At 67.0% G+C, this 22,381-nt stretch carries 16 protein-coding genes and 2 pseudogenes; 12 read left to right on the forward strand and 6 right to left on the reverse strand.

Translation table 11 applies throughout. The features are described 5' to 3' along the window. Positions 1-14 precede the first annotated feature (14 nt). Both ABEU20_RS18780 and nhaA read right to left on the reverse strand, forming a co-directional pair. Positions 15-536, reverse strand: coding sequence for a phage holin family protein (locus tag ABEU20_RS18780; protein WP_420165889.1), 522 nt, complete (start codon positions 534-536; stop codon positions 15-17). Between the two features lie 57 nt (positions 537-593). After that, a complete protein-coding gene (nhaA, locus tag ABEU20_RS18785) occupies positions 594-1,802 on the reverse strand; it encodes a Na+/H+ antiporter NhaA (protein WP_420165890.1) in 1,209 nt (402 codons plus the stop codon). Positions 1,803-2,042: 240 nt separating this feature from the next. Here nhaA and ABEU20_RS18790 point away from each other — a divergent pair, with 240 nt between their 5' ends. Further along, positions 2,043-3,428: an MFS transporter gene (locus ABEU20_RS18790; RefSeq protein ID WP_420165958.1), complete on the forward strand. Its 1,386-nt coding sequence runs from the start codon at positions 2,043-2,045 to the stop codon at positions 3,426-3,428. Positions 3,429-3,637: 209 nt separating this feature from the next. After that, positions 3,638-4,381, forward strand: a complete 744-nt coding sequence (locus ABEU20_RS18795) for a DUF7507 domain-containing protein (RefSeq protein WP_420165891.1) — start codon at positions 3,638-3,640, stop codon at positions 4,379-4,381. Between the two features lie 87 nt (positions 4,382-4,468). On the opposite strand, the gene ABEU20_RS18800 is transcribed toward ABEU20_RS18795, so the two are convergent. The 4 genes from ABEU20_RS18800 to ABEU20_RS18815 form a co-directional block, all read right to left on the reverse strand. Then, positions 4,469-4,831 carry a Zn-ribbon domain-containing OB-fold protein gene (locus ABEU20_RS18800; protein WP_420165892.1) on the reverse strand — a complete coding sequence of 121 codons (363 nt, stop codon included), beginning with the start codon at positions 4,829-4,831 and terminating at the stop codon, positions 4,469-4,471. A gap of 138 nt (positions 4,832-4,969) precedes the next feature. Beyond that, positions 4,970-7,300, reverse strand: coding sequence for an ATP-binding protein (locus ABEU20_RS18805; protein WP_420165893.1), 2,331 nt, complete (start codon positions 7,298-7,300; stop codon positions 4,970-4,972). 59 nt (positions 7,301-7,359) lie between these two features. Next, on the reverse strand, positions 7,360-8,523 hold the full coding sequence (locus tag ABEU20_RS18810) for a CaiB/BaiF CoA transferase family protein (RefSeq protein ID WP_420165894.1): 1,164 nt from the start codon (positions 8,521-8,523) through the stop codon (positions 7,360-7,362). After that, positions 8,520-9,326, reverse strand: a complete 807-nt coding sequence (locus tag ABEU20_RS18815; protein ID WP_420165895.1) for an enoyl-CoA hydratase-related protein — start codon at positions 9,324-9,326, stop codon at positions 8,520-8,522. Before ABEU20_RS18815 ends, ABEU20_RS18810 begins: the two co-directional genes overlap by 4 nt. 302 nt (positions 9,327-9,628) lie before the next feature. Between ABEU20_RS18815 and ABEU20_RS18820 the strand changes: the two genes are divergently transcribed. The 10 genes and pseudogenes from ABEU20_RS18820 to ABEU20_RS18865 all read left to right on the forward strand — a co-directional run bounded on the left by ABEU20_RS18820 (position 9,629) and on the right by ABEU20_RS18865 (position 22,342). Continuing rightward, complete coding sequence (locus tag ABEU20_RS18820) at positions 9,629-10,762, forward strand: acyl-CoA dehydrogenase family protein (protein ID WP_420165896.1); 1,134 nt, start codon at positions 9,629-9,631, stop codon at positions 10,760-10,762. A gap of 5 nt (positions 10,763-10,767) precedes the next feature. Then, complete coding sequence (locus tag ABEU20_RS18825; protein WP_420165897.1) at positions 10,768-11,874, forward strand: acyl-CoA dehydrogenase family protein; 1,107 nt, start codon at positions 10,768-10,770, stop codon at positions 11,872-11,874. Beyond that, positions 11,858-12,898 carry an alpha/beta hydrolase gene (locus tag ABEU20_RS18830; protein WP_420165898.1) on the forward strand — a complete coding sequence of 347 codons (1,041 nt, stop codon included), beginning with the start codon at positions 11,858-11,860 and terminating at the stop codon, positions 12,896-12,898. Before ABEU20_RS18825 ends, ABEU20_RS18830 begins: the two co-directional genes overlap by 17 nt. After that, positions 12,895-14,358 carry an aldehyde dehydrogenase gene (locus ABEU20_RS18835; protein WP_420165899.1) on the forward strand — a complete coding sequence of 488 codons (1,464 nt, stop codon included), beginning with the start codon at positions 12,895-12,897 and terminating at the stop codon, positions 14,356-14,358. The genes ABEU20_RS18830 and ABEU20_RS18835 overlap by 4 nt, the downstream gene beginning before the upstream one ends. Further along, positions 14,355-15,464 carry an NDMA-dependent alcohol dehydrogenase gene (locus ABEU20_RS18840; RefSeq protein WP_420165900.1) on the forward strand — a complete coding sequence of 370 codons (1,110 nt, stop codon included), beginning with the start codon at positions 14,355-14,357 and terminating at the stop codon, positions 15,462-15,464. The genes ABEU20_RS18835 and ABEU20_RS18840 overlap by 4 nt, the downstream gene beginning before the upstream one ends. Positions 15,465-15,622: 158 nt before the next feature. Next, positions 15,623-17,227 (forward strand): annotated as a pseudogene (locus tag ABEU20_RS18845) (flavin-containing monooxygenase); the annotation flags it as partial. A gap of 258 nt (positions 17,228-17,485) precedes the next feature. Next, a pseudogene (locus ABEU20_RS18850) lies at positions 17,486-18,247 on the forward strand (alpha/beta hydrolase); the annotation flags it as partial. Then, entirely contained in the window at positions 18,244-19,020 is a 777-nt protein-coding gene (locus ABEU20_RS18855; RefSeq protein WP_420165901.1) for an SDR family NAD(P)-dependent oxidoreductase, read from the forward strand. The pseudogene ABEU20_RS18850 and the gene ABEU20_RS18855, both read left to right, overlap by 4 nt. Before the next feature lie 144 nt (positions 19,021-19,164). Then, positions 19,165-20,214, forward strand: coding sequence for a hypothetical protein (locus ABEU20_RS18860; RefSeq protein ID WP_420165902.1), 1,050 nt, complete (start codon positions 19,165-19,167; stop codon positions 20,212-20,214). A gap of 118 nt (positions 20,215-20,332) precedes the next feature. Then, on the forward strand, positions 20,333-22,342 hold the full coding sequence (locus tag ABEU20_RS18865) for a flavin-containing monooxygenase (protein WP_420165903.1): 2,010 nt from the start codon (positions 20,333-20,335) through the stop codon (positions 22,340-22,342). The last annotated feature ends 39 nt before the right edge of the window (positions 22,343-22,381 follow it).

A 22,381-nucleotide genomic window follows, 5' to 3' on the forward strand; every position in this document is an offset into this window, starting at 1 on the left:
GGCCTCGGCTGCGATCAGCCGGCGGTGCCCGTTCCGGTGCCCAGCGGGGAGCCTGCCTCCGGACGCTGACCGGGCAGGACCGTGGCGGCCTGCTTGAGGGAATCGATGGTCTTGTTCGGCGCGCGGAGCTTGCGCACCCGCAGGTAGCCGAGCAGTGCGAGGACACCGGTGACGACGAGCATCAGCGCGAACACGATGAGGAACGAGGCCCACCGGTCCAGCCACACGCTGAGGAGTTCGGCGAGGAAGAAGAAGAAGAAGAACGCGCTGAACACCAGCACGGAGAGCGCGAGGATGAAGAACAGGCTGCCCTGCAGGCCCTTCTTGACCTCGCTCGTCACCTCGGACTTCGCCAGCTCCACCTCGGCGCGGAAGAGCGTGGAGACCTGCGCGGTCGCATCGCGCACCAGCGTGCCGATCGACGCCGTCTCCGGATTGTGCGGATCGGTGAGGGGGATCGAGGAGATCGTCGTCGGAACTCCGTCGCCGGCCCGGCTGCCGTTGCCGGTGACTCCACTGCCGCTGGTGACACTCACTTCTCGACCCCTCCAGGTAGCTCTGACGCGCGGGTAGCTGCGATGCGCGAGTCGACCTCACACATCGGTGGCAGCGGCGCGGGCTTGATGGACCCGTCCGCGTCGCAACAGTAGCGCCGATCCGATCAGTGACGCAGTCAACGATGTTACGAGCACGGCGACCTTCGCGATGTCCGCTTCGCTGCCGTCGCCGATTCCCGCGAGCGCGAGATCGGCCACCAGCAGGCTAACCGTGAACCCGATCGCGCCCAGCACCGACAGGGCGAACATGTCGCGCAGACCCAGGTTTCGCGGCTTCGTGGCAATGCCCAGTCGGATCGCGAGCCACGAGACACCGAAGATGCCGACGGTCTTGCCGACGAGCAGACCCAGGATGATCGCGAGGCTGATCCGGTCCGTGAACAGCTTGCCGAGGACGTCGCCGTTGATCGGGACACCCGAGGCGAACAGGGCGAACAACGGGACACAGATGGCGGCGGACCACGGCTGGATGCGGTGTTCGAGCCTCGCTGCGGGGGCGTACTCCTCGTCCGGATCGGTGCGGACCCGGGTGAGGAGTCCGAGCGCGACGCCGGCGAGGGTCGCGTGGATGCCGGCCTCGTGGACGCTGTACCAGGTGAGCAGGGCGAGCGGGACGTACAGGAACGGTGTGGTGATCCGGCGGTGCTGGGCGTACCAGTAGACGGCGAGGCACGCGACGGCCGACAGGATCCACAGCATCGCGATCGACGTCGTGAACAGCACCGCGATCAGGATGATCGCCAGCAGGTCGTCGACCACGGCGAGGCTCAGGAGGAAGACGCGCGCACTCGCGGGAATCCGTGACCCGGTGAGTGCCAGGACGCCCAGGGCGAAGGCGATGTCGGTGGCGACGGGGATGGCCCAGCCGCGATCCATGCCGGGGACACCCGAACCGACGACGGCCGCGATGAGCGCGGGCACCAGTACGCCGCCGCACGCTGCGATGATCGGCAGGAGCGCCTTCTTGCGGTCGGCGAGTTCGCCGACGACGAGTTCACGTTTGAGTTCGAGGCCCGCCACGAAGAAGAAGATCGCGAGCAGGCCGTCCTGGGCCCACGTGCCGAGGCTGAGGTTCAGGTGGAGCGCGCTGGGGCCGATCTGCCAGTCCCGCAGATCGAAGTAGGCGTCCGACAGGGGAGAGTTTGCCCACAGGACGGCGATGGCCGCCGCGATCAGGAGGATGGAGCCGCCGACCGTCTCCGTACGGAGATAGCGGCCGAGTTCGGAGCGTGCGGCAGAAATCAAGGAAAACCTCTCACCTGGGGTTTCGTCGGGTACAGCAAGACCATCGCCGACCAGACTTCCCGGCACACCTCGTACGATCCTAACGCGTTCTTTGCAACCGCTCAGTCTCGACGCCCGGCTTGCGGCGCGTCCGGGAAAGCGTGTTCAATTCCTAAGGTTTGGGATGGAATTCCACTCAGTGGAAGCGTCCGGCTGGGGACCTCGGGGAGATCGGTGCAGGAGAAAGATGTGAGCAAGGGTGTGGAGGCCGCCGAGCGCGGACAGGGTGAGTTAGCGCAGGACGACGGGACCGTGGGTGGTGTGCCCCGGAGCCGGATCGTGGTCGCCAGCATGGTCGGGACCTCGATCGAGTTCTACGACTTCTACATCTATGCGACGGCCGCCGTATCGGTGTTTCCGCATCTGTTCTTCCCGAAGGGCAACGACACGACGGCGCTGCTCGCGTCGTTCGCGACGTTCGGTCTCGCGTTCGTCGCCCGCCCGCTCGGTTCGATTCTCTTCGGCCATTTCGGCGACCGGATCGGCCGCAAGGCCACGCTCGTCGGTTCGCTGCTCACGATGGGCATCGCGACGTTCCTCATCGGTCTGCTGCCCACGTATCACGCGGTGGGGCTGTGGGCGCCCGCGCTGTTGGCGTTGATGCGGTTCTGTCAGGGTCTCGGCTTGGGCGGCGAATGGTCGGGCGCGGCGCTGCTCGCCACCGAGACCGCGAAGGGCGGCAAGCGCGCGTGGGCGGCGATGTGGCCGCAGTTGGGGGCTCCCATCGGCTTCTTCTTCGCGAACGGCCTGTTCCTGCTCATCACGCTGGCGCTCGGCTACACCAGCAGCTCGTCTCCCGATCTCGACAGCGCGTTCCTCACGTGGGGCTGGCGTATCCCGTTCCTGCTCAGCGCAGTGATGGTGATGATCGGCCTGTACGTGCGCCTCAAGATCGAGGAGACGCCGGTGTTCGCCCGCGCGGTCGCGAACGGCGAGAAGGTCAAGACCCCCCTCAAGGCGGTGTTCAAGACCAGCTGGCGTCAGCTGATCATCGGCACGTTCGTGATGCTCGCGACGTACACGCTCTTCTACATCATGACGACGTGGGTGCTCAGCTACGGCACCGGCAAGACCGCCGCCGACGGTGGTTACGGCGCAGGTTTCCAGTACCGCGAGTTCCTGGTGCTGCAGCTGGTGGCGGTGCTGTTCTTCGCGGCGACGATCCCGGTCGCCGGCTGGCTCGCGGACCGTTTCGGCCGCCGCATCACACTGCTGGTCATCACCGGCGCGATGATGGTCTTCGGTCTGACGTTCGGGCTGCTGCTCGGGGTCGACGGTATGAGCGATGCCCGGATGCTGGTGTTCCTGATCATCGGCATGGTGCTGATGGGCTTCACGTTCGGCCCGATGAGCGCCGTGCTGCCGGAGCTCTTCCCGACCAACGTCCGCTACACGGGTTCGGGTATCGCCTACAACACCGCGAGCATCCTGGGTGCGGCCGTCGCCCCGTTCATCGCCACGTGGCTGGCCACGACCTACGGCGTCGGCTGGGTCGGCATCTACCTGCTGATCGCGTCGGCGCTGACCTTCGTGGCGCTGCTGATCATGCGTGAGACCAAGGACGAGTCGCTCGACGACGTCGCCTGACGACCCGGCTCCGACGGGCACGCTTCCGCGCTGCGGGGCGTGCCCGTTTTCGTCATATGTGCGCATTTTCCCGAGAGTCGGAATACCGCCGGTCGATTTCATTCGCGCGCATTGATCGCGAATATCCAGTATCTTCCGAAACGCTTGTCATCGCGGCACCTGAGTTCGAACCCGATTTGTCCTGAATGTGGCGAAAAGGAGTTTCCAGCGTGCGTAACTTCGGTACAGCTTTTCGGATTCTGGTCATCGCGGTGCTCACCGGTCTCATCGCGCTGGTGACGACGGCGATCGGGCCGACCGGCTTCGCTCAACCCCCTGTCGGTGGCCTCACGCTCGTGAAGTCGGCCTCGCCGGAGGTCGGCCTCGCGTCGGGGGACACCGTCACCTACACATTCCGGGTGACCAATGCCGGCACGACGGCGGTCTCCGGTGTCACCGTGGAGGAGACCGCCTTCACCGGCTCGGGCGGGGCGCCCGGCGTCACCTGCGATCCGGACACGCTGGACCCGGGGCAGTCGGTGACGTGCACCGCCGACTACGAGGTGACCGACGCGGATCAGGCCGCATGCCTCATCACCAACACGGCCGTGGCGACCGGCGACGCCGAGGGGACGCCCGTCACATCCGCGCCGGCCGCCGCGCGAGTCGTCACCGACTGCGCGGGCGACCTGGCCGGAAGCGCGTTCCTGCCTGCGGCGCTGGGGTCGGCAGATGCCGGGTCGCTGGGACTGCTGGCCCCGCTGGCGTTGGGGTCGCTGGGGTTGGGCTCGTTGGGATCGCTCGGTGCGCTGGGCGGCCTGATCGGCGTGGCGCTCACCACCCCCTACCAGCCGGCCCCGGCCGCTCAGTGCCTGAACGCGCCCTTCCAGAACGTGCCCTTCCCGTTCGTGCCGGGGCTGACGTCGCCGTGCCCCCGTGAGCAGAACGGCGGGCAAACCCCCGAGGGTCCGTGAGCGAAGGGTCCGATCCGAAAGCTCGAGACAGACGAGTGGCCCGGGACGCAACGTCCCGGGCCACGCGACTGCGTCGAGGTCTCGTTCTCACTGGCGGACGAACAGTGGATACCGCTCGCCGGCGATCATGCGGTCGTACCGGACCCGGGCGCGCTTCTCGCTCTCGTCGAGCGCCCCCACGATCCAGGCGTACGCCCACGGTCCTTCGTCCAGCGCGACGATCGCGATCGTGTACGGGGTGAAATCGGTACAGGTGCGGCTGGGCGAGATCTCGATGACGGTCCACGAGACTATCGATCCGGTGCCGGCGGAGGGCGTGCGGCTGATGTCGGTGCCGCGGCACGAGGAGCACACCGCCGCGTCGGGGGCGAGCAGGGCGTCGCAGCCGTCGCAGCGGCCGATGGTGAAGGTGTCCACCTCGGTGGTGGGGCGGGTGAGTTGATCGTGCATCGGGAGACCTCGACTTCGTGAAGCTTGGGTTGTCCGGCTCCCACAGTTCCAAGACAGACGCAAGGCCACGACGGTAGAAGTACCCGTGCACATACCTGTTTCCGGTGGGTAGGTACCCGTCCGTCGTGAAACCCCAGGTCAGGCAGTGTCGCCTTCGGGCTCTCGGCCCCGCTCGACGACCCATGCGGCGATCTGGGTACGCGAGTTGAACCCGAGTTTCGCGAGGGCGTGCTCGACGTGGCCCTGAACGGTGCGCTGCGAGATGACCAGTTTTTCGGCGATTGCCTTGTTCGTCAGGCCCTGCGCCACCAGCTCGGCGACCTCCTGCTCGCGAGGCGTCAGATCCGTCGCAGCCCGCTCTGCCGGCTCCTCCTGGGGCAGTCGGTCGTCGACCGCGAAGTCGACGACCTCGTCCAGCGTCAGGTCGCAACCCCGGCGTACAGCGGTGTCGAAGGCCCGCTCACCGAGGGCGCGCTCGCACAGCGCCCGGGCCTCGTCACGGTTGAACCGGAGGGCGGGAATCACGACGCCCGGATTTCCGGCGGCGGACCACAGGGCGTCGGCGGCTCCCAACAGGATGGCGGACCGCCGGAACTCGCCCGTCGCCGCGGCGGTCCACGCGAGGGCCTCGACGGAGATCGCGGTCCCGAGCAGGTCGTCGACCTCGCCACTCAGTGCCGCCGCCTGCGCGAAGTCCGGGCGCGCCGCGGCGGGGTCGTCGTGCCACAGGGCGAGCCCGCGCATGCACAGTGCGTACGAGCGATAGATCGACTCGGCGTGGGCGCGCGTGATCTCGAGAACCTCGTCGGTGTACAGGGCGGTCTCCTCGCGCTCGCGCAGGACCGCCGTGGCGGTCGCGAGGCCGAGGACCGTGGAGATGTGTCGCAGGATGTTCCGTCCGGAGCGAACGGCGTCGACGATGCTGCCGAGCAGTCGGATCGCTTCGCCGGGGTCACCGGCATAGATCTGGACGTGGCCGGCGGCATGGATCGCGATGATCTCGGACGCGCGATCACCGATACGGGCGGCAGCATCGCGTGCCTCGCCGACGAGTTGCCGGCCCGCCGCGACGTCGCCCTGATTCGCCGCCAGGATCGCCGCGGCGGCCAGAGCCTTCACCCGCTCGAGCGTCGGCTCCCCACCCTGCGCGGAAAGCACCCGGGCGAGCCAGAGACGCCCCTCGTTGAGCAGCCCGCAGGAGATCCAGAAAATGTACAGAACATTTGCGATGCGCAGACCGATCTCCGCCTCACCGGGCTGGGTCAGGCAGTACTCGAGTGTCGCGGCCAGGTTGGAGCGCTCGCGCTCGATCCGCAGGATCCACGAGCGCTGGTCCGGGCCGATCCATTCGGCCTCGGCGCGGTCCAGCAGCGCCAGGTACCAGTCCCGGTGGCGTCGGCTCAGATCGGAGAACTCACCGGACTCGTGCAGCCGCTCGAGTCCGTACTCACGCAGGTTGTCGAGCAACCGATAGCGCACCACACCGGAGTGCTCCTCACGGATGAAGATCGACTTGTCGACGAGGGAGGCGACGACGTCGAGCAGGTCGTGGGACGTGTGCTCGCCCGCCGCGATCGCCTCGGCCGCGTCGAGCTCGAATCCGCGGGTGAACACCGACAACCGGCGCCACAGTTCCCGCTCGTCCGGATTGCACAGCTCGTGGCTCCAGTCGATGCTCATCCGCAGGGTCTGCTGCCGATCGGGGGCGCCCCGGCTACCTTCAGTGAGGAGCTGGAACCGGTCTGTCAGACGTTCGAGGATCTGGTCGACCGACATCGCTCGCAGGCGTGCCGCGGCGAGCTCGATCGGCAACGGCAGGCCGTCGAGTTCGGTGCAGATCGCGACGACGGAGTCGCGGTTCTCCTCGGTGATCTCGAACCCCGGGACGGCGGCAGCAGCGCGTTCGGCGAACAGGTTCACCGCCTCGTAGTGGGCGAGTGTCCGCAGCGGCGTCGACTCGTCGGGAACCGGGACGGTCATCGGCGGGACACGGAACACCATCTCGCCGCCGATCGCGAGGGGCTCGCGGCTGGTCGCGAGGATCCGCAGCTCGGGGCTCGCGCGGAGGAGTGTCTCGGCGAGCTTCGCGACGTCGTCGATGAGGTGCTCGCAGTTGTCGAGGACCAGCAGCAGGTTTCGGGAGGTCAGATAGTCGGTGAGGAGCTGCGTGGTCGGTATCGCCGACTGCTCCCGCAATCCCAGTGCCGCGGCGACGGACTCGGCCACCAGCTGCGGATCGCGGCGTTCCCCGAACTCCACGAGCCAGACACCGTCGGCGAACGATCGCTGCGAGTCGGCGGCCACGCGGAGCGCGAGACGGGTCTTCCCGACCCCGCCGATGCCGGTCAGCGTCACCAGCCGCGACGCACCGAGAGCTCGCCTCGTCTCGGTCACCTCGCGGCGCCGACCGACGAAGCTGGTCAGATCGAGAGGCAGGTTGCCGCTCCTGCCTCGCACGGCAGCTGCCATCCGCGACCTTCTTTCGGTCCCCTCAGGTCACGGTACGCCTGCTCACCAAGCCGGCGGCGTCACTCGTCGGCCAGCCAACGCTCGACGGCAGCAGCTCCGGCATCGAGTCGGTCGAGGCTCGCCACCCGGTGGGGTGACTCCAATGGCGAGGCGCTGAATCGTGCAGCCGGCCGCGAGGCCAGGTAGGTCGCGTTCTCGGAGTCGAGAACCTCGTGGAAGAAGCCGACGGCCTCGAGATGCTCGTCGTCGAACAGGTCGTCGACACTGGCGATCGGCATCGCCGGCACGTCGAGTTCGTCGAGGATCTTCAACCAGTCCACGGTGGACCGCTTCTCGAGCAGTTCCTCGAGGAGTATGTACAACTCGTCGATGTTCCGGTTTCGCGCCTCGACGGTCCGGTAACGGTCCTGCTCGAGCAGCTCGGACATGCCCACGAATTCGAGGAACCGGCGCCAGTGGCCTTCGTGGTAGACGACCACGGAGATCAATCCGTCCGACGTCCGGTACGGCCGACGGTGCGGCGAGCGCATCCGCGCGTAACCGGTGGGGCCCTCGGGTGGCACGAACGCACGCCCACCCCACTGCTCCATCAGGGTAAATCCGACGAGCGTCTCGAACATCGGGATCTCGATCGCCTGACCCGATCCGGAGCGCTCCCGCCAGAACAGCGCCGCGGTGATCGCATTCGCCGTCGCGAGCCCGGCGACCTTGTCGGCTACCGGGGACGACATGTACGAAGGCTGCTGCGCGACAGAGGTTTGCAGCCACGCCAGGCCTGATGCCGCCTGGATGCAGTCGTCGTAGGCCGGGCGTCCGGCGTACGGGCCGTCGCTGCCGTACCCGGTGATGGCTGCGTGGACCAGTCGTGGATTGATCTGCAGTGCGGTGTCGGGTCCGATTCCGAGTCGGACGGCGGCAGGGGGTCGCATGTTGTGCACCAGGCAGTCGGCTCGTCCGATCAAGGCGCGGATGGTCGCGCGTGCCTCGTCGGACTTGAGGTCCAGTTCGACACTGGACTTGTTCCGATTGCTCGCCACGAAGACACTCCCCATGCCGGGGGTCCGTGTCGTGCCGAGGCTGCGAGTGATGTCACCACCCGGGGCCTCGACCTTGATGACGTCCGCTCCCATCTCTGCCAGCAGTTGCGTGCAGTACGGACCCGAGAACGTCGTGGTGAAGTCCAGTACGCGGATGCCGCCCAGTGGGCCGGTGCCACCGCTCACCGCGGGCCTTCCGGAACGGTCGGCTTGCTCGGCTTGGTGTCCCAGGCGGCTTCGCCCTTGCGTCCCATCGACCACATCTGGACGCCGCGTTCGATCTCGACGGCTGCGCTCCACGGCACGCCGGGCTGGTCGAGTTCGAGTCGCGCGCTGTTCTTGGTGCGCCGGGCGAGGAGAGGGTCGCGCGCCGCGATGGCAACCAGTGCGTCTGCGCTGGAGAGGATTTCATCCGCATCTGCGGTGTCCCACGCGAGGCCGCGCCGCACGGCATCGGTGCCCGAGAGTGCGGCACCGAGAACACCCATCGCGAGTGCCTGTTGACGCCCGACGGCGCGCCCGAGCAGCGCCAGATGGCCACCGCCGGGATGGATGCGACGCGCGAGGAATCCGCTGTCGAGCACCGCATCCGGGGTGACGAGCATGACGTCGGTCGCGAGGGCCAGATTCAGGCCGGCGCCCACTGCGCCGCCGACGACCGCGGACACCGAGGGCACCGGCAGGTTGCCGATCCGCACGAAGGCGCCGTACACGGCCGAAACTCGCGCCATCGCCTCGGACGAGGCCGGGTCGGCGGAGGAGATTGCGAGATCGCGAGTGTCCGCGCCGCTGCAGAAGTACGGGCCGACGGAGGCGACGACAACCGCACCGATCGACTCGTCCTGTTCCACTCGGTCGCAGCACTCGCCGATCCGTGCGGCCATCTCGAGCGTGATCGCGCCCTTCCGATCCGGGTTGTCGAGGGTGATCCGCGCAATGGAGTTCTCGACGGCGAACAGGACTCGGGGGGTGGCTGGGGACTCGGTCATGGGCAACCTCGCAGGACGTCGACTCGGACAGCCCCGGCGAGGCGGACCACGCGGGACCGGTCCAGGATGCAACAGTCGAGATCGGAATACAAGATTGGATCCAATCTGTTGACAAAGTCGTGTGATCGACATTCAATGAGGATCCGTCCGGGCGAACGGCATTCGCCTGCTTGCCTTCCCGTTCGCCGTGCCCTCGATAAGGGTGCGGGAGCGGTGTCGGGCGGACGGCGTACAGAGTCCCGAGCCGTCCAAGGCTCGCGCACAGCGCGTGTTCCCCAGTGCTCTTGTCGGAAGGTTGTCGATTGCTCACTTTGACCGCGGTAGGCGGCCTCCCGGACGAGCTCCTCGCGTTGCGTCTCGAGGTTCGCGAGTTCCTACGGGAGGAGATCGAGTCCCGCCGAATCCGGACCGGGGCCGACGCGTGGATGTCGGGAATCGACGTCGACTTCAGCAAACGGCTCGCGGCGCGCGGGTGGATAGGGATGACGATTCCGGTCGAGTACGGCGGCCACGGCCTGACGGCACTCGAGCGCTTCGTGGTCACCGAGGAGCTGCTGGCGGCCGGCGCACCGGTGGCTGCGCACTGGATCGCCGACCGGCAGATGGCGCCGGGCATCCTCCGGAACGGAACGGAAGCGCAGAAGCGCGCCTATCTACCCGGTATCGCCGAGGGGGAGAGGTTCTTCGCGATCGGCATGAGTGAGCCCGATTCGGGCTCCGACCTGGCGTCCATCCGCACTCGCGCCGTCGAGGTCGAGGGGGGCTGGAAGCTGTCGGGCACCAAGGTGTGGACCAGCGCGGCACACGTGGCGACCAACATCGTCGTCCTGGCCAGAACCGATCGGGGCGAGTCTCGGCACGAGGGCATGTCGCAGTTCGTCGTGGATCTGCCGCACCCGGCCGTTCACATCCGGCCGATCGTCACGATCGACGGCGAACACCACTTCAACGAGGTCGTGTTCGACGACGCCGTGATTCCCCTGACGGGTCTGCTCGGACGCCGTGGCGACGGTTGGCGTCAGGTGACCGCGGAGTTGTCGAACGAACGCTCAGGTCCCGAACGGATCCTGAGTACCCTCCCACTGCTGACGGCGTGGGCGAGCCGGAACTCCACCGAGGCTTCGCCGGTCGAACAGCTCGACATGGGACGGTTGGTCGGCCGAATGACGGCGTTGCGTCAACTGTCGCTCGCAGTTGCCGACCGACTGCGGGTGGGGGAGAGCCCGGTGGCGGAAGCGGCGCTGGTCAAGGACCTCGGCACCCAGTTCGAGGGCGATGTCGTGAATGTCGTCCGGCGGCATGCGAGGCCGGAGCCGGACGACCCCGGCGACACCCTGACCAGGCTGTTGACGCAGTCCGTACTTCATTCGCCGGCGTTCACCCTGCGGGGCGGAACCAACGAAGTGTTGCGCTCGGTCGTGGCGAAAGGACTGTGACAGCGATGCGGGAACATCATGCCGAACTCGGGAACGCCGTGCGGGCGGTCCTGGGTACTCGCCGTCGAACCGACTCCCGGCCCGTCGACGACCTCGACGGTTCCCTGTGGAAGGACTTGGAGGAGCTCGGATTCACATCGTCGACCGTGCCGCTCGAGCTCGGTGGATCCGGAGGAGATCTACTCGACGCCGCGGTGATCGTACGCGAGTCCGTCACGGCTGCAGCGCCGTTGGCAGAGGCACTCTTCCTGGTGGGGCCGCTCCTCGCCGCCGGCGGACTGTCGCTCCCGCAGGGTCCGACAACCGCCGCGGCCGCCGAGGACGTGGAACTCGATCGTGACGGCGACGGCTGGCATCTGTCCGGTGTGGTGCGCGGAGTGCCCTGGATCTCGGGCGCCGACCACATCGTGCTGCTGGTGCGACGGGACGGGCGGGACGCGGTCGTCCTCGTCTCGACCGGGGAAGCCGGGTTCACGGTGGTCCAGGGCCGAAACCTTGCCGGTGAATCGCGCGGGACGGCCCTGCTCGAGCGGGTCCGGGTCGGTGCAATCGCGGATCTCGGCGGCACCGACTGGTTCCGGAGATTCGAACTGCTCGGTGCCACTGCGCGCACCGTCCAGATGGCGGGGGCCGCCCGCGCGGTTCTCACCGCAACCCGCGAGTACGTCCATGTGCGTAACCAGTTCGGTCGGCCGCTGGTTGCCTTCCAGGCCGTTCAGCACCAGTTGGCGCGCTTGGCAGCGGACGTCGTGACGGTCGAAGTGGCCTCGGATGCAGCCGTTCTCGCGCTCGTCGACGGGGATCCTCGAGCCGCGCTACTCGTCTCTGCTGCCAAGGCCGAGGCGTCCTCGCTCGCCGGGCCGATCGCGTCCGCGGCGCACCAGGCACACGGGGCGATCGGGTTCACGATGGAGCACTCGCTCGGTGCCCTCACGACGCGACTGTGGGCCTGGCGTGACGAGTACGGCAACGAACTCCATTGGTGGACTCGAATTGCCGATCTGATGCACGAACTCGATGGCGACCTGTGGGAGCTGGTGACAGGAACGGCACCGATTCGTCCGGGAGATGGACGAATCGATTGGCGGGTCGGTAGTGGCGAGCAAGGCTGACGTGGCAGTGGAACTCACCGCGGACACGGACTACCGAGAGGAGACGAGGGTGCTGCAGTGGGACGATGACGTGCGGGCGGTGCTCGCGGCTCGTCAGGCGAGGCCGACGTTGCAGGAACTCGGGGTCGAGCGGTCCCGGAACATGCTCGAACAAGCCCCCCGACGGCACGGACCCGAGATGCGCAGCGTGCGGTCGACGGAGTTCGACGGCCCGCACGGCTCCGTGCCGGTCCGCATCTATTCGCCCGAGGGTTGCGATTCACCGGCGCCGGCACTGGTCTGGTTCCACGGTGGCGGCATGATCATGGGTTCCCTCGAATCGTGGGATCACCTTGCCCGGGCATTGGCCGTCGCGTCCGGTGCGGTCGTGGTCAACGTCGGGTACCGGCTCGCGCCGGAACACCGGTATCCGGTTGCCAACGACGAGGCGTACGCCGCCGTCGAATGGGTTGCCGCACAGCATGACTCCCTCGGTGTGGATCCCGCGCGCATCGCGGTGGGGGGCGACAGCGCAGGTGGATCACTCGCAGCCGCGGCAGCCCTGCGGGCGCGCGACGACGGCGGGCCGGCACTGGTTCAGCAGGTGCTGGTGTATCCGGGTATCGAGCGCCGGACGGCACGGGCGTCGATGATCGAGTTCGGGGACAGTCCCTTCCTGTGTGCGACGGATGTGGACTGGATGAAGTCCCTCTACCTGGGGGACGACCCCGCAGCCGACGATGCGTACGGGGTACCCGCGCTGGCGGCCGACCTGTCGGGTCTGCCGGCCGCGATCGTGGTGTCCGCCCGGTTCGACCCGCTACGCGACGGTGTCGAGGAGTTCGGCGCGCGATTGCGCGCCGCCGGGGTCGAGACGGCGCTGCTGCGGTATCCCGGTGTCGGGCACGGCTTTCTCGTCCAGATCGGATCGTTCGCACGCGCCGACGCCGCGCTCGCGGAGATCGGCGCGCTCGTGCGGGCGAAGTTCGCCCTTGCGCGTGCCTCGTTCGACGTGGACGGCGCCGGGTTGGAGAGGCGTTCATGACAGTGCCGGACTACACCCGGGAGTGCCTGTTCATCGGCGGTCGGTGGACCGCGCCGCACTCCACCGATACGCGGCCCGTGTACGAAGCGGCGACGGGCCAACTGCTCGGCACCGCGCCTCTGGCGGATGCGGGCGACATCGACGCGGCGGTGCGCGCGGCGCGTACCGCGTTCGATTGGGGTCCGTGGCCTTCGATGCCGGTGGCCGAGCGCGCTGTGATGTTGCGTGCGTTGGCGGCGGAACTGGACCGGCGGGGCGACTTCACCGCCGAACTGGTGACCCGCGAGAACGGCATGCCGTCCGCGGTGTCCCGGGGATCCAATGTGTCTGTTCCCGTGGCACTTCTGCACAGGTATGCCGACCTGATCGAGTCCGGTCGGTTGGAAGAGGTGCGGCCGAGCCTCCGCGGTGCAACCATCGTGCGCAGGGCGCCCGTGGGTGTGGTCGCCGCGATCGTGCCCTGGAACTTTCCGCAGCTGATCGCGATGGCGAAGATTGCGCCGGCACTCGCGGCCGGATGCACCGTCGTCGTGAAGCCGTCACCGGAGACTGCCCTCGATGCCTACGTGCTCGCCGACGCCGCCGAAGCGGTCGGCCTTCCCGACGGCGTGCTCAACGTCGTTCCGGCCGAGCGTGATGCGAGTGCTGCTCTGGTAGCTCATCCCTGTGTCGACAAGGTGTCCTTCACGGGCAGCACCGCCGCGGGGCGACACATCGGCGAGGTATGCGGCAGATTGCTCCGCCCGGTCACACTCGAACTGGGTGGGAAGTCGGCGTCGATCGTGCTCGACGATGCGGATCTGGACGTGTTCGCCGATCGGCTCGCCACGACCTCGTTCATCAACAACGGGCAGGCCTGCGTCCTGCATTCGCGCATCCTCGCACCACGTTCACGATACGAGGAGATCGTGGACATCGTTGCCGAGAAGGCACGGTCACTCGTGGTCGGCAACCCACTCGACGCCGACGTGACCTGTGGGCCGATGGTTTCGGAGGCGCACCGAAACCGGGTCGTCGGTCATATCGAGGCGGCGCGCGCGTCGGGTGCCCGTCTGGTCACCGGCGGACAGGCGCTCGACGGGGACGGTTGGTTCGTTCAACCGACCGTCTTCGCGGATGTCGATCCGCGCAGCAGGTTGGCACAGGACGAGGTGTTCGGGCCCGTCGTCGCGGTGATCCCCTACGAGGACGCGGACGACGCCGTCGCGATCGCGAACGACAACCCCTACGGGCTCGCGGGAACGGTCTGGACCCGTGACGAGCGCCGCGGGGTGGAGATCGCCCGTCGAATCCGAACGGGCACATTCGGAGTGAACTACTACCAGATGGACCTCGGGGCGCCGTTCGGCGGAACCAAGTCGAGCGGTCTCGGTCGCGAACTCGGTCCCGAGGGCCTCGACGCCTTCGTCGAATACCAGTCGATCTACGTCGAATCCCGAGAACGGAAGGTCGGAGCATGAAGACTCGCGCGGCGGTGCTGTGGGCACCGGGAGAGCCGTGGTCGATCGAGGAGATCGACCTGGACGAACCCCGAACCGGGGAAGTGCTCGTCAAACTGACCGCCAGTGGTCTGTGCCATTCCGATGAGCACTTCCGGGACGGAACGAGCGTGATCGGCTATCCGTTCATCGGCGGTCACGAAGGATCCGGAATCGTCGAGCGGGTCGGCCCCGGGGTCACCGAACTTGCGCCCGGCGACCACGTCGTCTTCAGTTTCATCCCCGCGTGCGGAAAATGCCGTTCGTGTGCCCGGGGAATGTCGAGCGTGTGCGACATGGGTGCGCACATCGGCCTCGGTACCCAGATCTCCGACGGCACCTCTCGCCATCGTGTACGCGGTGAGGATGCGCGCTTGATGTGTGTCGTGGGAACGTTCGCGGAGCACACGGTGGTGAATCAGGCGTCGTGCGTGAAGATCACGGCGGACGTGCCGCTGGACAAGGCGGCCCTGGTGGGTTGCGGGATCCCCACGGGCTGGGGATCGTCCGTGTACGTCGGGAAGGTCACGTCCGGTGACTCGGTGGTCGTTCTCGGCATGGGTGGAGTCGGTTGTGGCGCGGTGCAGGGCGCCGCTCTGTCCGGGGCACGGCACGTGGTGGTGGTCGATCCCTCTCCGTTCAAGCGGGCGGAGGCGAAGAGGTTCGGCGCCACGCACACCGCGGAGACCGTCGATGAGGCCAGAGCTCTCGTCCGTGAGTTGACCTGGGGGGCTATGGCCGACGTCGTCGTCATCACGGTGGGGGTGATGACCGGTGGATTGCTCGCACCCGCGATGTCCCTGCTCGGCAAAGGTGGAACCTGTGTCCAGGTGTCGGTCGGCGACCCGGCCGAGACCGCAGTGGAACTGAGCCTGATCGATCTGACGTCGATGCGGAAGACGGTCACCGGGTCCTGGTACGGCAACGCCAACCCCCGGTCGGACATCCCGCTGCTGCTCCGCATGTACATGGAGGGCAAGATCCTGCTGGACGAGATGATCACCCGGACATACACGTTGGATGACATCAACGTCGGATTCGAGGACATGCGGCGGGCCGAGTCGGTTCGCGGAATGATCGTGTTCTGACGACCGTCGATCATCCGTGGCGGCGGCTCCGGCCGAGTGATCGATGTGGCCACTGGGCGGGAAAGCGCTCTCCCCCAGTGTATTCGGTTCTCCTAGCGTGGTCGGTGACCGGCTGGTCCGGGGCAGTGACGTGCAGTGGTGAAGAAGGGCATGGTGTCGTGGATCCGACAGAAACTCATTTCGACGTCGTCGTCGTCGGGGCCGGCGTCGCCGGGATGTACGCGGTGTACCGTCTGCGACAGCGCGGATTGACGGTATGCGGGTTCGAATCGGCCACCGGAGTAGGTGGAACCTGGTACCACAACCGGTATCCGGGGGCACGTTGCGACGTCGAGAGCGTGGACTACTCGTTCTCGTTCGACGACGACCTGCAGCAGGACTGGACCTGGAGCGAGCGGTTCGCCACTCAACCCGAGATCCTCGCGTATCTGGAACACGTCGCCGACCGGTTCGATCTGCGCAGCGCGTTCCGGTTCTCCACCCGGGTGGGTTCGGCGGTCTACGACGAGGCCGAATCGCTGTGGCACGTGACGACCGACGGTGGCGATCGGGTCACGGCGCGCTACTGCGTGTTCGCGACAGGTGTTCTCTCCGCAACCAACGTCCCGGACATTCCCGGGCGTGACGCGTTCGCCGGTGAGTCCTTCCACACGGGAGAATGGCCGCACAGCCCGGTCGAGTTCGCGGGCAAGCGGATCGCGGTGATCGGAACCGGCTCGTCCGGAATGCAGTCGATCCCGATCATCGCGCAGTCGGCCGACCATGTCTACGTCATGCAACGCACCGCCAATTACTCGATTCCCGCGGGCAATCGACCGTTCCCCGCGGACGAGATGCGGGAAATCAAGGCGAACTACGCGGACCGGCGCCGTCAGGCATGGTCGAGCGGCGGCGGTTCACCGTTCACGGCCCATCCCAAGGGTGCACTCGAAGTATCTGTCGAGGAACGCACCCGCGTCTACGACGAATGGTGGCAGCGTGGCGGTGTGCTGTTCAGCAAGGCGTTCCCGGATCAGCTGTCGAACCTGGAGGCGAACGACACCGCACGGGAATACTGGGAGAGTCGGGTCCGCGAAGTCGTCGAGGATCCGGAGCTGGTCGACAAGCTGACACCGAGGGACCATCCCATCGGAACGAAGCGAATCGTCACGGACAGTGGATACTACGAGGTCTTCAACCGAGAGAACGTAACGCTCGTCGATCTGCGGGAGACGCCGATCGCGTCGATCACCGAGACCGGGATCCGGACCACCGATCGCGAGTATCCCCTCGACATGATCGTCTACGCGACCGGGTTCGACGCCATGACCGGATCGTTGAGCCGCATCGACATCCGTGGCCGCGACGGCCGCGAGCTCCGAGCCGAATGGGCCGGCGGTCCGCGCACCTACCTCGGCCTGGGGGTCGACGGCTTCCCGAACATGTTCATCCTCACGGGGCCCGGCAGCCCCGGGCCACTCGCGAACATGGTGCTCGGTGCGGAACAGCACGTCGACTGGCTCACCGGTCTGCTGGAGCGTGCCGAGAGGGACGGCGCCGTCACGATCGAGGCGAACGCGGACGCGGTCGAGGACTGGGTTCGCGAGTGCAACACTTTGGCCGAGAAGACGCTCTTCCTGCAGGCGAACTCGTGGTACCTCGGCGCCAACATACCGGGGAAGCCGCGGGTCTTCATGCCGTACATCGGCGGATTCGCGGTGTACGGCCGAATTCTCGACGCTGTTGCTGCCGACGGGTATCGGGGATTCACGCTGACGCGCGCCGACGTCCGGAGCAAATCGGTGGGACAGGTCGCGTCGCTGCCACCCGCTTCCCCTGAGGAGATTCGTATGACAGTGCACCCCGAAGTCGCGTCCCTGTTGGCGGCCCTGGACGCGGGGTTCCCCGACGTCACGTCGCTGCCTCCGCCGGAACTGCGCGAGATCATCCGAGGCCGTCGCGCCCCACTGCAGGGTCTACCGGACATGCAGGCTGTCCACGACCTCACCATCGAGGGGCCCGGCGGCGATCTTGCCCTGCGCGTGTTCGTTCCCCACCATGAAGGTGCCGGGCTTCCGGTCGTCGTGTTCGCGCACGGTGGAGGATTCGTAATGTGCGATCTCGACAGCCACGACGAGTTCTGCCGGTCGATGGCGCAGGGTGTGGGCGCGGTCGTCGTCGCTGTGGACTATCGATTGGCTCCGGAGTCACCGGCGCCGGCCGCGCACGACGACGTGTACGCCGCGCTCGAATGGGCGTCGAAGAACGCTGCCGAGTACGACGGCGACGCGAACCGGATCGTCCTGGCGGGGGACAGCGCGGGCGGCAACCTGGCCTCGACGGTCGCGATCGCCGCCCGCGATCGCGGGGGGCCCGCAGTGGCGGCGCAGGCGTTGCTCTATCCCGTCATCGACGACGATTTCGAGACCGAGTCCTATCGCCTGTACGGCGCGGGCTACTACAACACAACGAAGGCGATGAAGTGGTACTGGGAGCAGTACGCGCCGGACGGGACGAACGACGTCCGCGTGGTGCCGACTCGTGCCTCGACGCTCGCCGGACTGCCTGCGGCCGTGGTCGTCACGGCGGAACTCGATCCGCCGTGCTCCTCCGGTGACGCCTACGCCGAACGCCTCGCGGCCGATGGCGTGCCGGTGCGTCACCGTCGCTTCGACGGTCTCTTCCACGGCTTCTTGACATTCCCGACGCTCTCGCTCACTGCGCCTGCGCGCGAGGAGATCTGGGCGCTGATGCGGGACGCCCTCGCCGCATCCGACCACCGATTCTCGGAGGAGACACGATGACAAGCTTCGCACTCGACGGCCGGATCGCCCTCGTCACGGGTGGCGGCCAGAACACCGGTCTGGGAATCGCCAGAGCGCTCGCGGGAGCCGGGGCGCACGTGATCGTCAACGACATCACCGCCGAGCGGGCCGAGGCGGGTGCCGCCGCCGTCCGGGACGCCGGAGGCGCCGCGACGCCCGTCGCCTTCGACATCACCTCGTACGAGGAGGTGTCCGCTGCGACGAAGAAGATCGGTGAAGAGATCGGCGTCGTCGACATCCTCGTCAACAATGCCGGCCTGCCTGCCGGCGCGCAGATGTTGCCGTTCCTCGAAACCCCGCGACACGAGTGGAACCCGTACATCGACATCAACATCTTCGGCTCGTTGCACATGATGCATGCGCTGCTGCCCGGAATGGTCGAGCAGGGATGGGGGCGCGTCGTCCAGATCTCCTCGGGGTCGGGATCGGTCGCGAGCCGCGGGTTGGGCGGCACCTTCTACGGCGCGAGCAAGGCCGGCATCGAAGGAGCGGTACGCCATATCGCCACCGAGGTCGGTCCGATGGGCGTCACCGTCAACACCCTCGCCCTCGGTCTGATGGAGAAGCTGCGGGACGCGATCGAATCCAAGGCCTCGCCGATGCTGAACGCGATCTGGGAGGGCAACGTCATGCAGCGCATCGGCACCGGTGACGACGTCGGCGCGGCCTGTCTCTGGTTGTGCTCCGGCGCTGGCGAATTCGTGTCGGGACAGACGATTCACCTCAATGGCGGCTCCTACTCGGGCCGTTGACGAAACGGGACGACGGGCACCCGATGTCGGCCGTGGATGGTTTCCCGCCAGCCGGACGTTTGGGCTCGATCCCCGAAACGGGCAGGCCTAGCGTCGCTGACGTCACTGTAAGGCCGATCGGCCTATTCTGCTGAAGGGGTATCCATGACCACACTCGAGCGGCATCCGATGACACCGGTCGCGCCTCCCTCGGTGATCCAGGACTTCTACACGCCGGAGGAACTGGACACCATCTTCTCGGTGATCCGCGAGAATGGGCCCTGGCGCCTGATTCTCGCGCATCATTTCGCGTCGACGGAGGAGTACCTGGCTGTGTCGGGCGGCAAGGACCGCAATCCCGATGCGCGCCTGTCCGACTTCACCTCTCCGGTGTTCCGGGGGTTCCTCGCCAACGATGGTGTCGTGTTCCACCCCGAACTGAACGAGATCTATTTCGGCCGCAAGCTGCTCGACACCGCGCTCAGTCTGCACGGTGCGAAATACGGTATGTCACACAATCTCCTGTTCAACCTGGGTGGGCCGTCGCACAGCTTCGACGCCGGCCATTTCGATACCGGAAGCTTCCGCGGAATGGGGCTCCACAACACGCCGCTGTGGCTGATGTCGGTGATGGCCAAATCGGGTCTCTTCGACGCGTGGGAGGTGAAGACCGCACAGGTCATCACGTACTTCTACAAGTCCGACATCGCCGGCGGGTTCACGTACTGGCCCGACGGGCCCGACGGGGATCCGCAGCGTCTGCGCCCGCCGTTCTGGAACACGGCGACCTTGACGGACAACTCACGGATGTACCACCGCCGCGAATCGAACGGTCCGGTCGATCGGCGCGACTGTCCCGAGTTGACGATGTCGTCGCTGCTGCACAGCCTTCCCGACGGCTCCTGGTCGGTTCGTAACGGAGACGAGGAAATCGCCCGATTCGAGGAAGCCGACATGCGAATGCTGGTGCACTACACGGCACTCCTGTTCGACGACGTCGAGGACGTGCGCCGGTACCAGAACCACACCGACGACATCGACGCGGAACGGGCGCTCGGCATGCTCGTCGCCGATATGCGCGCCAAGGGTGCCACTGTCGAGGACCCGATCGATCCCATGACCGATCCTGCGTTCATCGCGCAGCTGACCGAGTTCTATCAGATGGCACCGAGCCGCTATCCGGCCGAGGCGCCGCTCGAGGTCTCCCGTCACTAGGCGGCCGCAGGAAAGGTCTCCCGTTTCGTCGATCGCGTGGTCGGCGTGGCCTGGGTTCGCTCGCCGCGTGCGCCGGCCGGGAATCACCGTCGATTTTGGGCAATGAAGGGATTTGATCATGACTTTGACCTGGACGTCCGGCGGCCCAGCCGGTGCGCAGGAGCGTGTGACGGACGCGGCCCTCGGCGCGGCGATCGACGCGGCCGACCCGGGCGCCCTGCTGATGACCGTCGTGCATGCCACCGGCGACCTGTCGGTGCTCGACGAGTTCGAGGCGAAGCTGGCCGCCGCCAAGCATGTGCGCGGCGCGGATGCCGCTGCGTCGCAGACACACTACGGGGCTCAGTCCGGTGCTGATGCGGTACCGCCGGGGCAGTTTCCGCGGGAGATTTCGGAAGAGGTTCGGGAACGAGCCAGGGCCGTCCTCACCGCGGACCTGCCGGTCCGATTGGACGCGCTGGATCCGGAAACGTTCCGACGGATGGCCGCGCTGTGCACGGCGAGCACGGTCGACGAGGAGTTCGTACCCCTCCTGCTGGAACAGGCGGGGTTCGAGAAGTCCCGCCGCCACGTTCCGGTGACGACACCGCCGCCGGCGGACTTCGACGTCATCGTGATCGGTGCCGGGATGGTCGGCCTCAATGCCGCGATCAAGCTCGGGGAAGCCGGCTTCTCCTACACCGTGTTCGAAGCCGCCGAGGGGATCGGGGGAACGTGGTGGCGCAACACCTACCCGGGTGCGGCGGTCGACACCCCGAGCCACTACTACTCGTACTCCTTCGAATTGAATCCGAATTGGACCAAGTACTACCCACCGGGCCCCGAGTACCTCGAGTACATGCGGGGCGTCGCCGAGAAGTACGACCTCTACCGGAACATCCGGCTGTCGACGTCGGTGCTGTCCGCCGACTGGAGCGAGGACGACCAGAGTTGGACCGTGGTGACCCGCTCGGCCGACGGGACGATCGAGCGGCATCGCGCCAGGGCGGTGGTCACTGCTCTCGGAATGCTCAACGCGCCGAACATTCCCGACGTGGAAGGCCTGGACACCTTCGAGGGCGAGGTCGTGCACACCGCCGAGTGGGATCCACGACTGGACCTGACCGGGAAGCGGGTGGTGATCCTCGGCACGGGATGCACTGCGGTGCAGGTGGTCGCGAACATCGTCGATCAGGTCGAGAGTCTCGACGCAGTGGTGCGCAGCCCTCACTGGATCGTGCCGGAGAAGGCCGTCGTGAACGACGTTCCGGAGGGGGAGCGGTGGGCGATGCGTCACCTGCCGTACTACCAGGAGTGGTTCCGGCTCAAGGCCTACTGGTTGGCATCGGACAACCTGTATCCGATGCCGCGCATCGATCCGGAATGGGCGGCAACGCACCTGTCGGCCTCTCAGCCGAACGACCGCGTCCTGCAGACTGCGCTTCAGCATCTGCGCACTTCCTTCCCCGACCGGCCTGATCTCATCGAGAAGCTCACCCCGGACTTCCGTCCGTACGCGAAGCGCATCGTCAAGGATCCGGGGTTCTTCGCCGCGCTCAATCGGGATCACGTGAACCTGCACCGGGCTTCGTTCGCCCGTGTCCACCCCAACGGCGTCACCACCACCGAAGGGGAGTTCGTCGAGGCTGACGTCATCATCTTCGCGACCGGATTCAAGCTGCAGTTCGCGTCCTACATCGACATCACCGGCCGCGGCGGGCGTAAGCTGGCCGACGAGTGGGACGACGGTGACGACCCGCGCGCCTACCTGGGCATCCAGGTATCGGGGTTCCCGAATCTGTTCGTCACGGCGGGTCCCAACAGCGCGCCGAATCATGGTGCCGGACACAATATCCTGAGTGAAGAGCAGGTGCACTACGTCGTCGAGTGCCTCCAACACCTCGTCGAGAGCGGGAACACGTCCATGGATGTGAGGGCCGAGGTCCAGGAGGACTACAACCGGCGGGTCGACCAAGCGCTCGATCTCACGGTGTGGGCTCATCCAGGCGAGACGGCGACCGGCTACTACCGCAACAAGAAGGGGCGCGTGGTCGTGTCGTGTCCGTGGCGGCTCGTGGACTACTGGACGATGCTGCGTCGGCCGGCAGTCGAGAACTTCCACTTCGTGGGGGGCGTCGCGGAGGGTTGAGCGGCACGGTCGCTTGCTGCGACCACGAAACATGCGCGG

This window comes from Rhodococcus parequi (genome assembly GCF_046042785.1).
Lineage (GTDB): Bacteria > Actinomycetota > Actinomycetes > Mycobacteriales > Mycobacteriaceae > Prescottella > Prescottella parequi.

Bases quoted from the DNA above. Each gene is read 5' to 3' on its own strand.
- ABEU20_RS18800 (WP_420165892.1), bottom strand. From the start codon at position 4,831: ATGCACGATCAACTCACCCGCCCCACCACCGAGGTGGACACCTTCACC.
- ABEU20_RS18805 (WP_420165893.1), bottom strand. From the start codon at position 7,300: ATGGCAGCTGCCGTGCGAGGCAGGAGCGGCAACCTGCCTCTCGATCTG.
- ABEU20_RS18815 (WP_420165895.1), bottom strand. From the start codon at position 9,326: ATGACCGAGTCCCCAGCCACCCCCCGAGTCCTGTTCGCCGTCGAGAAC.
- ABEU20_RS18825 (WP_420165897.1), top strand. From the start codon at position 10,768: ATGCGGGAACATCATGCCGAACTCGGGAACGCCGTGCGGGCGGTCCTG.
- ABEU20_RS18835 (WP_420165899.1), top strand. From the start codon at position 12,895: ATGACAGTGCCGGACTACACCCGGGAGTGCCTGTTCATCGGCGGTCGG.
- ABEU20_RS18840 (WP_420165900.1), top strand. From the start codon at position 14,355: ATGAAGACTCGCGCGGCGGTGCTGTGGGCACCGGGAGAGCCGTGGTCG.
- ABEU20_RS18855 (WP_420165901.1), top strand. From the start codon at position 18,244: ATGACAAGCTTCGCACTCGACGGCCGGATCGCCCTCGTCACGGGTGGC.
- ABEU20_RS18860 (WP_420165902.1), top strand. From the start codon at position 19,165: ATGACCACACTCGAGCGGCATCCGATGACACCGGTCGCGCCTCCCTCG.
- ABEU20_RS18865 (WP_420165903.1), top strand. From the start codon at position 20,333: ATGACTTTGACCTGGACGTCCGGCGGCCCAGCCGGTGCGCAGGAGCGT.